Here is a 12894-nt window from a genome sequence, read left to right as displayed (position 1 = left end):
GCCACCGAGCCTCGACGACGATCTCCTCGCTGGGGCGCGACAAGTACGAGCCGCGAAAGCTCGGTATGGCGCAGAATGCGCAGCGACGGTCGCATCCCGAGGCAATCTTCAGGCTCGACCACGGCGCGTCCGAGAGTCGCCGACGGTGCGTCAGCCACGCGTGGCCCGGCACCGCGAGGTCTCGGGACGCGACCGGTCGGGCAGCCGGAGCCAGTGGCAGCAGTTTACGGCGGTCCCTGGGCACATGTGAGGCCGGACGTTCGCCGTTGAGGATGGAGCGCAGGCGGTCAGCGATATCGGCGTAAGCGTCGAAGCCCAGTACCGCGTCGGCCTCAGGGAGTTCCTTGGCCAACTCGACGCCATAGCGCTCGGCCATGCATCCCACCGCCACGACGGATCTCACGTTGCCGTCGTGCTTCATGTCGGATGCCGCAAGCAACGTGTCGATCGAGTCCTTCTTGGCTTGCTCGACGAAGCCGCACGTATTAACGACCACGGTCTCGGCGGATGCGGGATCGTCGACGAGCTCGAAACCGTCCGCCTCGAGCCTCGCGGCAAGCTCCTCGGAGTCGACATCGTTGCGCGCGCAGCCAAGGGACGCGATGTGAACGGAGTGCATGGTCATGACCGGCCCAGTCTATCCCTCGGCAAGATTGGTGAGCACCTCGTCGAGATCCTCCGGCTTGACGAGCACCTCGCGCGCCTTCGAGCCCTCCGATGGTCCGACGACGCCACGCGACTCGAGAATGTCCATGAGGCGCCCGGCCTTCGCGAAGCCGACGCGCAGTTTGCGCTGCAGCATCGAGGTCGAACCGAGCTGCAGTTCGACGACGAGTCGGCAGGCATCCAGCACGAGCTCGAGGTCGTCGCCGATATCGTCCACCACCTTCTTCTCGGTGGCTGCGCCGGCGGTAACGTCCTCGCGATACTCGGGCTGCAATTGCTGACTGATGTGCGCGACGACCCCGCGGATCTCGGACTCGTTGACCCATGCGCCCTGCACACGAATGGGCTTGCCTGCTCCCATCGGGAGGAAGAGTCCGTCGCCCTTGCCGACGAGCTTTTCTGCGCCCGGCTGATCCAAGATGACGCGCGAGTCGGTCATCGAGGACGTGGCGAACGCGAGCCGAGAGGGCACGTTGGCCTTGATGAGGCCCGTGACGACGTCGGTCGAGGGACGCTGCGTCGCGAGCACCAGGTGAATACCTGCGGCACGGGCGAGCTGCGTGATGCGCACGACGGAGTCCTCCACTTCGCGTGCGGCCACCATCATGAGGTCGGCGAGCTCGTCGACCACGACGAGCAGGTAAGGGTACGGTTCGAGCTTCCGCTCTGAGCCCTCGGGCGCCTTCACCTGACCGGCGCGCACGGCCTTATTGAAGTCGTCAACGTGACGGAATCCGAAGTTCGCCAGGTCGTCGTAGCGCATATCCATCTCGCGCACCACCCAGGCCAGCGCCTCCGAAGCCTTCTTCGGGTTGGTGATGATGGGCGTGATGAGGTGTGGGATGCCCTCGTACTGGTTGAGCTCTACTCGCTTCGGATCGACAAGGATCAAGCGCACCTCGTCGGGGGTGGCACGCATCATGATCGACGTGATGAGCGAGTTGATGAAGCTCGACTTACCGGATCCGGTGGCACCCGCGACGAGCAGGTGCGGCATCTTCGCCATGTTCGCGACGACGAACCCGCCGTCGACGTTCTTGCCTAGGCCGACGGTAAGCGGATGATGGTCGCCTTGCGCCTTGGGTGAGCGGAGCACGTCACCGAGCGAGACCACTTCCTTGTCGACATTGGGAATCTCGATGCCGATGGCGGATTTCCCGGGAATGGGCGTGAGGATGCGCAGCTCGTTGGAGCCGACGGCGTAAGCAATATTGTCTTGCAGACCCGTGATTTTGGAGACCTTCACCGCGGCGCCCAGCTCGATCTCGTAGCGGGTGACCGTCGGGCCACGGGTGTAGCCGGTGACGGTCGCGTCCACCTCGAACTCGTTGAGCACGTCGGTGAGCTGGCGCACAATCCTGTCACTGGCTTCGGTGCGCGCCTTGGGTTTTGAGCCGGGCGCGAGCAACGACTGCTCGGGCAAGTGGTACACCACGTCGCCCGAAAGCATCAGTTGCTCGCCGCGCGGGGGTTCGACTGCACTCGGCGCCGGCGTGGATTCGATCTGCCCCACTTGTACGCCAGCCATGGGGTCGGGTTGACGTTTGCCCGCCGTGACGGGCTTCGAGGGTGCCTCTTCGGTGTAGGCGGGCTGGATGCGTGTGGCGGGAGGCTCGTCGACAACCCGCGGAGTGAGCTGCGTCTCAGCCTCGAAATCGTAGACTTCGTCGAACACCTCGGGGTCGTCCACTTCGTCTTCCAGCAGCGGCGTGTCGTAGGGTTTGTCGACACCGTACTCCAGCTTGTCGTTCGCACTTCGCTGGCGACGCTGTTCGTCGCGTTTGGCCTTGCGTTCGTGGCGGTGGGCGATCTCCTCATCGGAGCCTTCGACGAGTGTCGCGAACACGGCGCGTACACCGTCGATGATTTCGACGAGGGGGCGCCCGATGATGATCAGCGCGGCGAACAGGGTGACGAGTATGAGGATCGGCACCGCCACCCAGGCGGTCATGAGGTCGACGAGTAGCGACGACGAGAGGAAGCCGAGGATCCCGCCGGCTTCGCGCAGCGCTTCCATGTTGTCGGGGCGCGGCAGCCCCTTGGAGATGTTGAGCAGACCGAGCACGCCGAAGATGAGCAGTATCCACCCCAAGCTGAGCCGAGGCGCGCGCTCCACATCGCGGGGGTTGCGCAGGACGCACCATGCTGCATACAACAGCACCGCCGGGACTGCGATCGCGAGAGAACCGAACACCGTGGTGAGCCCGATGGATAGCCAGTGCGATACTCCTGGCAGCGAGAACCACACTCCCCCCATCGCGACGATGGCAAGGGCAAACAGGAACAACCCGAGGCCGTCGCGACGGAGTTTCGGGTCGATATCTTTCGCAGAACCGCCGATGGAGCGGGCGAGCCAACCGGTGCCGCTCGCGAGCGCCCCGAAGGCTTTGCCGATGCCCTTGAGTATGGCAGTGCCCACACCCGGACCCTGGTTTGCCTTGGGTGTGGGTGCCTTGGTGCGCGTCGAGGAACGAGTCGAGTTCTTCGAGGATCTCGACTTGGAGCCGCTCCGCGACGAGGAAGAAACGCGGGACGCCATGCGCCCAACTGTAGAGGCAGGTTCGAAGGTGACTAGGCTCCCACGCCCAGGAGATGGCCTTTTCCCGTCGATTGCGAGGCTACTGATGGCACCCTGGCGTCAGGGGAAGTGATTCCATCCGCTGAATTCAGATGCCACCCCGTCGACGGTGACGCCCTCACCGGATGCTACTCTGCCGATGATCCGCCACTCGTCGGGCACGTCATTCGCATCGGGGAAGGTTGCCACGAGCGCGTAGTCCTCTCCCCCGCCGAGCACGAAGCTCAGTGGGTCTTTACCCGTCGCTGCACCCACGCGAGTCATGGGATCCGTAACCTCGAGTGACTGGGTGTCGACGTCGATGGCCACGCCAGAGCTAGCAGCGATATGGTCGAGGTCTTGGATGAGCCCGTCGGAGACATCCATCATGGCGGTCGCGCCGGCTGCGGAGGCAATGATGCCTTGCCCGTAGGCCACCTCGGGTTGCAGCGCGAGGCGCACCACGTCCTTGGGCGAGCGGAATCCGCGCGACAGGGCCGCATGGCCGGCTGCTGCCCAGCCGAGTTTACCGAACACAGCGACGACGTCCCCGGGCCTTGCGCGCGAGCGAGTCACGGGTTCACGCGGGCCGAGGTCGCCAATGGCAGTGACGGAGCAGACGATGAGGTCGGAGCGGGAGAGGTCGCCGCCGACGAGTGACACTCCAGCGAGCTCGCACTCAGCCCGCACGCCATCGGTAAACCCCTGGAGCCACGCTGCGTCCAGATCTTGCGGAAACGCCAGCGCAACGACGACCGCCACCGGCAGCGCCCCCATGGCCTCGATGTCCGAGACATTGACCGCGACGGCCTTCTTACCCACTTGTTCGGGGGTGCTCCAGGCACGCTTGAAGTGCACGTTCTCGACGAGAATGTCCGTGCTGACGACAGCGTTTCCGTCCAGGCGCAGGGCTGCCGCGTCGTCGCCGGGGCCGAGTACGACGTGCTTGTTGGCGGGCAGATCGCGCGTGAGTTTCGCGATGAGTTCGAACTCGCCGGTCATCGAAGCCCCACCTTTCGCTGGGCTGCCATGTCGATAAGGCGCCCGACGAGTTCCGCGTAGCTCATGCCGGTGGACTGCCACAGCGATGGGAACATCGATATTTCTGTGAACCCCGGCATGGTGTTCGCCTCGTTGATGAGCACCTCGCCGTTGTCGGTCAGGAAGAAGTCGATTCGCGCCAACCCTTCGCAGTCCAGTGCGTTGAAGGCCTGCTTTGCGAGCTCCTGAATCCGACTCACGAGCGGCTCGTCAACCTTGGCGGGAATGTCGAGCGCGGCGCCCTTCTCGTCGAAGTACTTCGTCTCGTAGTCATAGAACCCGCTTTCGTCAAGCACACGCACCTCGCCCAGCGGGGATGCCTCGCAGCCGTCGGGAAGGTCTGGGTTGGCGAGGACCGCGCACTCGATCTCGCGCCCATGCACGCCCTCCTCGATGATGACCTTGGGATCGAACTCGCGAGCGTGCTCGATTGCCTCCACGAGCCCGTCGGGGTCGTCGACCTTACTGATACCCAACGACGAACCACCGCGACACGGCTTCACAAACAGCGGGTATGTGAGGGCATTGCATTCGGCGAGCACGGCCTCGCGATGGTGATGCCAGCGGCGGTCAGTGGCGACGACGTAGGGCCCGACGGCGAGCCCAGCCGCCTCAAACGCCTGGCGCATGAAATGCTTATCCATGCCGACCGCGCTCGACGTGACACCGCAACCGACGTAGCGGATGCCCATCATCTCGAAGAGCCCCTGGATAGTGCCATCCTCACCAAACGGTCCGTGCAACAGCGCGAAGGCGACGTCGACGTCGTTCACATTGATCAGATGCTCGCCGCTACGAGTGGCGATCTGGCAGCCATTCGTGGTGCTCATCCATACCGCGTCTTCGTCAGGCTCAGCCACCTCGGGGGCTACGCCGTCGACGATGGCGTAGGCTGCCAGCACGTCGAGCGGCACCTGCGTCCAGCGCCCCGATTTCGCGATGCCAATACCGACGACGTCGTACCGCGTTCGGTCAATAGCACCGAGCACGCTCGCGGCGGTTAGGCATGAGATGGAGTGTTCCGGCGAGACGCCGCCGAACACCAGGGCCACCTTGGTGCGTTCCGACATGGTGATGCCTCCTCAACAACTGCGCCCGCCATCCTACAGTGGGCTGCATGGAACCCATCGCGACGATCCGAACCGATTTTCCCGAAAAGTTCGGCGTGCCTCGGCAGGCCGGTTTGGTGCCTGAACTCGAAGGGCGCGTCATCTTCGAGCCTGCATTCCGTTCATCCGACGCGGTGCGCGGGCTGGAGGGGTTCTCACACATCTGGCTGGTGTGGCTGTTCTCGAAGTCGCCTGCCGAATGGACTCCGACGGTGCGTCCACCTAGGCTCGGCGGCAACGAGCGCATGGGCGTGTTCGCAACGCGCGCCCCCGTTCGCCCGAACCCCATCGGGCTGTCCTGCGTGCGCCTCGTGCGCGTCGATCCGGGCCCGGAACTCGTCGTTGCGGGCACGGACCTCGTCGACGCAACGCCCATCCTCGATATCAAGCCGTACGTGCCCGCCGACGCGCAACCCGATGCCCGCTACGGGTTTCTCTCCAGAAATACCGACTATCGGCTGCAGGTGCAGATTCCCGACGAGCTCCTCGCCCAGGTGCCCGACGCGAAGCGCGAGGCGCTCATCGGGTTGTTGAGCGAAGACCCCCGGCCGGCGTACCAGCGCGACGGGCGCAGCTACGGTGTTGCATTCGCGGGCCACAACGTCCGGTTTCACGTGGAGAGCGAGACACTCGTCGTCGATGCGATCACTCAGCTCGGCTGACATATCCCTCTTTCCAACTGTTCCAGACCAACTCAGGCGCGGGCTCTCCACGCACCGATGCGTACACGTCCGTGAGCGCCTCGGTGATACGACGGTTGGCCTCGCGGACGTCGTCGTCGCTCGGCGTGTCGGACAGCAGATCAGTGAGCTCGACGGGCTCCCCCACTGCCAGCGAAATGGGCCGCCTGCGCAACGAGAATAGCTTGCGTAGTTGCAGGTACCGCCCACCGAGCACCTCCTGGCAGCCCTCCTGGGCGACCGGAAGCACCGGCACCTTTCAAATCTCTGATTTACCCAGGAATCGCGGCAAGCGCCCCGCCGCGACGAGCGCGTCACCCAACATGACGGTGTCGAAGTTCGAGGTGTGGTTGCAGATGACGATGAGCGGACCGCTGGCGGGCAGGGCCTCCAGACGCTCCCAGCGGCGGATGGTCATGGTGCTGAGGATCCCCCGGGCCAAAGCGGCAATAGGACGGTAGACGGACGATGGGGCGCGTTCGGGCTGGGGCATGCGGCACCGCGTAGGCGTCGCACCTTGCCGGGCAAGATCGGGTGGCGCCACCGGACTCCGGCAGACTTGTCGGCATGACCGAAGAACTCGTCCTGCTCGACGTCGCCGGCCCCGTCGCCACCGTCACCATCAACAACCCGCGCCAGCGCGGTGCACTCACCTTCGCCATCATGACCACGCTGCACAGGCTCTTCGACGATCTCGCGCGGCGCACTGAGGTGCGCGCCGTGATCCTCGCCTCCGAGGGCTCCTACTTCTGCTCGGGCCACAACCTTCGCGAGATGCACATCGACGACCCCGCCCGAGTGCGGCAGTTGTTCACCGCCAGCGCTGAGATGATGTTGGCGATGCGCCGGATGCCGCAGCCTGTCGTCTCGCAGGTGCATGCCGACGCTGCCGCCGCCGGGTGTCAGGTGATCGCCGGATCTAACCTCGCCGTGGCCGCCGACGACGCACGCTTCTCCGTCGCAGACCCCCGGATCGGGCAGTTTTCCACGCTGTCCGCAGTCTCCATGCCGCGCCTACGGACACAAGGCCTCCCTCAGGCTCTACCTCACCGGCGAGGAGATCGACGCACACGAGGCGCTGCGGATGGGTCTGCTGTCACATGTGGTGGCCAGCGAGGAGGTCCGCGCCACCACGCGAGACCTGGCCGAGGCGATCGCCAGCTTCTCCGGGCAGGTCATCGCAGACGGCAAGCGCGCCTTCTACGACATGGCCGACATCACCGATGAGGAGCCCGCCTACCGCCACGCAGTCCTGGCTGTCGTCGAGAACACGCTGCAGCCCGACAGCCCGGAAGGCACGCGGGCATTCCTTGAGAAAAGGGTGCCCGTGTGGCGACACCGCCAAGGCTGAGCGATCCAGGCGGCACTGAGTGCGCTGAGAGACTTCATAATCCGTACGCAGATCAAGCAAACACCCCCAAATGAGGCACTTCGGTCAATCTGCGTACGGATTATGAAGTTTACCGCCACCCAACCCGCAGCTCGCGGGTCTTTTCCACCCTCCCCAGCTGCCGTGAGCACAGCGACTCGGGCCAGTGGCCGTGGACCTCGCCGGGGGCCACGCAGGCTGCATGGCCCCCGCTGCGCATATACTCACGGCAGCGAAGGGAGCCAAGATGGACATGTTCCTCATCACCGATGTGGCCAGACCGAGGATCGACATCGGCCATTTCGACTCGGTCGCGACTGCGTTCGACACACTTGCCAGCACCTGTGCGAGCACCCACACCGATGCCGCTGCAGTGGTCTCCGCAGTCATGACCGACAACGACGGCCCCGCTGCCCGCGCCTTCCGGGAGCGGATGCTCTCAGGAGGAGATGCCTTGGTGAACCACCTGAGGGAGTTAGCACCGGCCTCGACGGACACCACCGAGGCCTACCGCAGCGTGGTCCGCACGGTGGGGCCCAAGGTGGAGTCCATGCGCACCATCGCCCAGGACCGTGGCCGGGAGCTGGCCCTACTGATCCAAGGGCAGGCTGACCCGGCCCGGATCACCCCGCTGATTGAGCAGACGCGGACAGACCTCTCCCAGTTGGAGCAGTCCGCAGTGGCTGCCATCACTGCGGCCTTCGACGCAGTGACTCTGCCACACCCCTTGGAGGTCGACCACGCGGTCGAGAATGGCGTGCTGGATGCCGGGATCGCGAGCTACTGGGAATCCGACGAGCTCACCAACGACCAGCGTGAGAAGATCCTGCAGGAAATCGCGGACGAGTATGCCCGTGAGCACGGCTTTCCCCCTATCAAGATCGACTTCGAACCCATTAAGAGCGACCGGGAAGGCTGGGTCACCTACGGCAGCTACCACCACGGGATAGGTGGTGGGCTGGGCGCGAATCTCACCATCAACTCCGACGAGCTGGATAAACCGGACATCATCAACACCGTTGTCCATGAGATGCAGCACCGAGCCCAATATGAGGGCATGGAACGCCGCTGGCCGTGGCAGGACGAACGCAACGGCATGACCCGTGAGGAGGCACGTCGGTGGCGGGAGCTCAACAGCGGCCACGTCCGGGGCAAAGGCGAATACGACGGTGGCGACCCCTATCCGCCGAGGCCCATCGAGGTGGATGCCCGGCGGGCTGGTCGTGACTTCGTGAACGACCTCACGGAGGAGGAATTCCACGATCGTTACGTCGATGGCGTGATCTGATGCGCCTTCGCCGTCGATCCTTCGTGACCACCCTGGCAGCGGCGACGACACCCGCGCTGTTCGCCTGCACCGGCAAGGGCGGCTCCGGTCCCTCGCACAGCCCGCCGCCCCCGTCGCCCGTCCCCGATTGTGTGGAGCTGAGCCCGCAACACCTCCGGGCCGCCAACGATCCGTGTGCAGGACAGGACGACACCGGGGCCGACGGCGACGTCCAGCAACTCGAGTGGTTCGGCCCCATCTCCACCCATGACGACGTGGCCGTGGCGTGGTATCGCAACCTGCTCATCGAGTGGTCGCTCGCCGACGGTGCGGCCCGCCGCGCCCTCGCCCCACGGCGGGCCTCCGGCCGCGCCTACGCACTCGTGGGGGGCGCCGTCGTGACACCCACCTGTGACGGGTCGCTCGCCATCCACCGGGACGGCTGCCTGAGCGGCACCATCAAGCCCGACGCAGCGCTCGCCCAGCTCTGCGGCCTCGACGAGGCATCCTTCCTGACGCTCGGCACGGAGGGTACCCTGCTGCGCCTGGATCTCGAGGGGAAGGTGCTGGCTCGCGCCGACGTGCCTACCTCACCGGGCGCCACGTTCATTGCTGTGGACACTGCGACGGGGGTGGTATCCATCTCGACGGCCACCACCGCCTTACTCGTCGATGCGTCCACGCTCGAGCTGCGTGAGCGGCTGGATTCCCTGCCAGCGTCGAGGGCCGGCTGGCTTCCCACGTCGGACGGCCAGCTCGCGGGCCTGGGCGAGGCGCTGTACCGTCACGACGTGGCCAGCGGCTCCACGGAGACATTCGAGGCCCACTCGAAGGCCGTGCTGGCCGTGGGCCCCAAAGGGACGATGGCTGCCATCCAGGGCGTCGACTGGACCGTGCTGCCGCGCGGTGCAGACCCTGAAGTGGTGCGCGTGGCCCGGGGCGTCTCGACGCACCCCCATGCGGCGATCGCTGCTGACGGCACTGTCATCGCCCTCGACGCACTGCGCGGCATGACTTCGGTGGACCCCGGCACCGGCGACCGCAACTTCACCTTCGACACACCGTGAGCAGGAGCCTGCAATGACCAAATTCACCCCCTCCGTCTGGCGCAAGCAGGGCGAACTTCTGCGCACGGTGGCCGATGAGTTCTACCGCTCCGCCCACGCGGTCCAGACCGCTGCCTATGCCAAGGGTGGCTCCTCGCCCATCGACAGCACGGCGGCGGACCGCGACCAGAAGTTCCAGGACACCTGGCACCACGTCGTCGCCGCCGCGTACGAGACGATGACCTCGGCCGCATCGGGTATGGAGGCCACGGGCAACCAGTACAAGGCGGCGGAAGAGCACGCCGCCAGCCAGCGGTTCTGGGAGGACTGAGCATGGAGGTCCTCACCCATCTGCTCGACCACCTCGAACACCGCGATGCGTCCTCCTTGGCGCGTCTGCGGCACACCATCTTGAGCGATGCCACCTTCGACGTCGCCTCCCCCTGGTTTGAGCCCGCCGCAGAGCTCGCGGCACAGGAACGTCATGACGAGCTCATCCGCCTGCTCGACGCGCACATGCCAGGCGCGTTCCTCTCGCCTGAGGCGCATCAGCTTCTGGCCCACGCGCTCACCGCCATCGGCGAGCGCACGCAGGCCGAGCAGGAGCGCTTCCTCGCCCATGCCTCCCTGGAACTCATCCTGGACTCGGGCGACGGCTCGCAGACACGGCCCTGGCAGGTGCTCGAAGTCCTCGACGAGTACGCGGTGCTGCGCCATCACCAGGTCTCCGTGGCCTCACAGCGGCGTGATGTCGACGGCGCTCGCACTCTCGACGTGCATCGGACATCGGCAGGCCGGGAGCTGTGGTTTGAGGTGCTGCAGCCGTGACCACCACCAGCTACGACAGCCAGGACCCCACCATCCATGTCGTCCTCACTGACGGGGTGCTGCAGACGCTGCACCTCCCCCGCTCAGAGGACCCGCGAAGCCTGCTCGTCGCCACGCGCTCCGCGCTCACCGAGGCGCTTTCGCGCCACGCCCGCGATGTGCGGGCACAATCGCGCGAGCCGTCGCCGAATGCAGACCCCACTCGTGAAGAGGTGCTGCGCCGGGCCGAGGCCGAACTCCAGCGCGCCCGTGAAGAGCACGCGCCGGCCAGGAATGCACGTCGCGCCGACGGACGAGACCCGTCCGGGCTCGTGCACGTCTCGCTCACGTTCACAGAAGTGGTCCTCCTCGAGGCGCCAGCCTCCCTCTTCGATTCCCCCATTGAGGCAGGCCGGGCCATCCTCGCGGCGGTGAACCAGGCGCTGGAGCGGCTCCGTCGAGACGTCACCACGGCGCTGCAGCGGCGCGCCCCTCGCGCAGACCGCGAAACCATCATCGACTGGGACAAGACGGCCACGAGGCTGCGCCGCATGGACCAGGGCTACGTCTGAACAGGCGCCAGCAGCCGGAGCCGTCGATGCAGATCGGCACGCTCTCCCGTGTCCCTTGTCGCTGAGCGCTTCTGCTACCAAGCAGTGGCGAGCTGCGTCCCCTGCCTTGGCAGTGGCGCAGGACACGATGCCCGTATCGACGCTGGCTCACCAAGGTGCTTGCCATCGCTCCGGACTATAACCGTGAGAGCACCAACCGATCATGATTACTCTCGTTGAGCTAGAATCACTTCATGGAAGCCGTCTGGCCTGAGTTTCACAACTTGGGGCGGTTGAAGGCTTTCAGGTGGCTGTTGGTGCTTGTCGGAGCGTTTTGGTGGGGTGGGTTGGGGCACTAATGACATGGTTAGAATCGTGGTGTGAGTCCGTTTTTGCGGAAGGTGAAGACTGCCTCTGGGGCGACGGCGGTTGAGATCGTGGAGAAGCGGCATGGGCGGCGCATGATTGTGGAGCACCTTGGTTCGGCGCATACGGATGCGGAGCTGGCTGCGTTGTTGCAGGTCGGGCGGGAGAAACTTGCGGTGAATCAGCCGGTGCTGGGTTTCGACGAGGAGCAGCCTGTCGGTCGGCCCCGCGGTGGTGGTGTGGTTGTGGAGGGTCAGGCTTCCCGGTTGTTGGTGGGGGTGATCCGTGCTACCTGGCAGCGTCTCGGTTTCGACCGGATCAAGGATGAGGCGTTCTTCCAACTCGTGCTGGCTCGGCTGGTGGAGCCGACCTCGAAGCTGGACAGCCTGCGCGTGATCGAAGAACTCGGCATCACGCCAAGTCATCACAACACCTACTACAACGCGCTGCGACGCAGCGCCACCAAGGATTACCTGCGAGCAGCTCGCAGCAGCGAGTTTCACACACGTGTGGAATCAGCCTGGCCGGAACGTTTCGGTGTTGTTGTATGACGTGACCACGCTGTATCTCGAGGCAGAGAAGGAAGACGAGCTGCGCAAAGTTGGCTACTCGAAGGAACGCCGGGTTGATCCGCAGATCGTGGCCGGGATGCTCGTCGATCGGTTTGGACATCCGTTAAAGATTGCCTGGTTCGAGGGCAACAAACCAGAGACCCACACCATCAACCCTCTGTTCTTGGGGCGTTCCAGAACTGTCACCAAGTCGCGGACATGGTCGTCGTGGCTGATGCCGGGAGGCTGTCTGCCAGCAACCTGGATGCCATCGATGCCGCCGGGCTGCGATTCATCGTCGGCTCCCGGAACACGAAGGCGCCTCATGATCTGGCAGTACTCGAGGAAGCGCGCGGTCCGTGATGGGCAAACACTGACTGCACAAGAACACCGCGCGATCGACATCATCAAGGGCCGCAAACCAGCAAAGAAAGCCCGCTTCGTGACCACCAGCGGTCAACACGCCACCCTCGATACCGCCTCACTGGAACGAGCCCGGGGTTTGGTCGGGTTGAAAGACTACGTCACCAACATCACCGCCGACGTGATGCCAGCAACAGAGATCAGCAGTAACTACGACAACCTTTGGCACGTCGAACAATCATTTCGGATGTCCAACACCGACCTCACAGCACGGCCGATCTTCCACCACACCCGTGACGCGATCGAGGCCCACTTCACCATCGTGTTCGCAGCCCTCGCGATCGCCCGCGAACTCCAAGAACGCTCCGGCACCAGTCTGAAGAAGATCATCCAAACCCTCCAACCCCTACGACACGTCACCATCCGCATCGGCGACCAACACCTCGAAGCCGAACCCACAATCCCCAACAACGTCGCTGAACTCCTCACAACACTGGGGCACTAAAGTTGTGAAACTCAGG

15 protein-coding genes and 2 pseudogenes are annotated in these 12894 nt (G+C 64.9%); 11 read left to right on the top strand and 6 right to left on the bottom strand.

The annotated features are described in order from the left end of the window. Both Q0X61_RS10995 and Q0X61_RS10990 read right to left on the bottom strand, forming a co-directional pair. Window positions 1–625 (bottom strand): annotated as a pseudogene (locus Q0X61_RS10995) (MiaB/RimO family radical SAM methylthiotransferase); the annotation flags it as partial. A gap of 12 nt (window positions 626–637) precedes the next feature. Next, window positions 638–3085, bottom strand: coding sequence for a DNA translocase FtsK (locus tag Q0X61_RS10990; RefSeq protein WP_297742608.1), 2448 nt, complete (start codon window positions 3083–3085; stop codon window positions 638–640). Here Q0X61_RS10990 and Q0X61_RS10985 point away from each other — a divergent pair. Continuing rightward, window positions 3078–3317 carry a hypothetical protein gene (locus Q0X61_RS10985; protein ID WP_297742606.1) on the top strand — a complete coding sequence of 80 codons (240 nt, stop codon included), beginning with the start codon at window positions 3078–3080 and terminating at the stop codon, window positions 3315–3317. The genes Q0X61_RS10990 and Q0X61_RS10985 overlap by 8 nt on opposite strands. Here the strand turns inward: Q0X61_RS10985 and Q0X61_RS10980 are convergent. Continuing rightward, a complete protein-coding gene (locus Q0X61_RS10980) occupies window positions 3305–4225 on the bottom strand; it encodes a thiamine-phosphate kinase (protein WP_297742605.1) in 921 nt (306 codons plus the stop codon). The two genes, Q0X61_RS10985 and Q0X61_RS10980, sit on opposite strands and share 13 nt — an antisense overlap. Then, the gene (locus Q0X61_RS10975) at window positions 4222–5334 is read right to left on the bottom strand and encodes a D-alanine--D-alanine ligase family protein (protein WP_297742604.1); all 1113 of its coding nucleotides are present in this window, start codon (window positions 5332–5334) and stop codon (window positions 4222–4224) included. The genes Q0X61_RS10980 and Q0X61_RS10975 overlap by 4 nt, the downstream gene beginning before the upstream one ends. Window positions 5335–5381: 47 nt before the next feature. Between Q0X61_RS10975 and tsaA the strand changes: the two genes are divergently transcribed. After that, window positions 5382–6035 (top strand): tRNA (N6-threonylcarbamoyladenosine(37)-N6)-methyltransferase TrmO, encoded by a 654-nt coding sequence (tsaA, locus tag Q0X61_RS10970; RefSeq protein ID WP_297742603.1) that lies wholly within the window; start codon window positions 5382–5384, stop codon window positions 6033–6035. Here tsaA and Q0X61_RS10965 read toward each other — a convergent pair. Both Q0X61_RS10965 and Q0X61_RS10960 read right to left on the bottom strand, forming a co-directional pair. Then, window positions 6019–6309, bottom strand: a complete 291-nt coding sequence (locus Q0X61_RS10965; protein ID WP_297742602.1) for a hypothetical protein — start codon at window positions 6307–6309, stop codon at window positions 6019–6021. The genes tsaA and Q0X61_RS10965 overlap by 17 nt on opposite strands. A gap of 3 nt (window positions 6310–6312) precedes the next feature. After that, complete coding sequence (locus Q0X61_RS10960; protein WP_297742600.1) at window positions 6313–6546, bottom strand: 1-acyl-sn-glycerol-3-phosphate acyltransferase; 234 nt, start codon at window positions 6544–6546, stop codon at window positions 6313–6315. Between the two features lie 74 nt (window positions 6547–6620). Between Q0X61_RS10960 and Q0X61_RS10955 the strand changes: the two are divergent. The 9 genes and pseudogenes from Q0X61_RS10955 to Q0X61_RS10915 all read left to right on the top strand — a co-directional run. Beyond that, a pseudogene (locus Q0X61_RS10955) lies at window positions 6621–7034 on the top strand (enoyl-CoA hydratase-related protein); the annotation flags it as partial. Between the two features lie 79 nt (window positions 7035–7113). Beyond that, the gene (locus Q0X61_RS10950; RefSeq protein WP_297742610.1) at window positions 7114–7404 is read left to right on the top strand and encodes an enoyl-CoA hydratase-related protein; all 291 of its coding nucleotides are present in this window, start codon (window positions 7114–7116) and stop codon (window positions 7402–7404) included. Between the two features lie 265 nt (window positions 7405–7669). Then, complete coding sequence (locus Q0X61_RS10945; protein ID WP_297742598.1) at window positions 7670–8710, top strand: hypothetical protein; 1041 nt, start codon at window positions 7670–7672, stop codon at window positions 8708–8710. Window positions 8711–8733: 23 nt separating this feature from the next. Then, window positions 8734–9756, top strand: a complete 1023-nt coding sequence (locus Q0X61_RS10940; RefSeq protein WP_297742596.1) for a hypothetical protein — start codon at window positions 8734–8736, stop codon at window positions 9754–9756. Window positions 9757–9769: 13 nt separating this feature from the next. Continuing rightward, window positions 9770–10066, top strand: coding sequence for a hypothetical protein (locus tag Q0X61_RS10935; protein ID WP_297742595.1), 297 nt, complete (start codon window positions 9770–9772; stop codon window positions 10064–10066). Between the two features lie 2 nt (window positions 10067–10068). Continuing rightward, window positions 10069–10563, top strand: a complete 495-nt coding sequence (locus Q0X61_RS10930; protein WP_297742593.1) for a DUF4919 domain-containing protein — start codon at window positions 10069–10071, stop codon at window positions 10561–10563. Beyond that, window positions 10560–11114, top strand: a complete 555-nt coding sequence (locus Q0X61_RS10925) for a hypothetical protein (protein ID WP_297742591.1) — start codon at window positions 10560–10562, stop codon at window positions 11112–11114. Before Q0X61_RS10930 ends, Q0X61_RS10925 begins: the two co-directional genes overlap by 4 nt. 359 nt (window positions 11115–11473) lie before the next feature. Further along, window positions 11474–12010, top strand: coding sequence for a hypothetical protein (locus Q0X61_RS10920; protein ID WP_297742589.1), 537 nt, complete (start codon window positions 11474–11476; stop codon window positions 12008–12010). A gap of 1 nt (window position 12011) precedes the next feature. After that, the gene (locus Q0X61_RS10915) at window positions 12012–12878 is read left to right on the top strand and encodes a hypothetical protein (RefSeq protein WP_297742587.1); all 867 of its coding nucleotides are present in this window, start codon (window positions 12012–12014) and stop codon (window positions 12876–12878) included. Window positions 12879–12894: the final 16 nt, after the last annotated feature.

The organism is uncultured Tessaracoccus sp. (assembly GCF_947255005.1).
GTDB lineage: Bacteria > Actinomycetota > Actinomycetes > Propionibacteriales > Propionibacteriaceae > Arachnia.
Note: the sequence above shows the minus strand (reverse complement) of the source record. Positions and strands in the feature narration are given on the sequence as shown.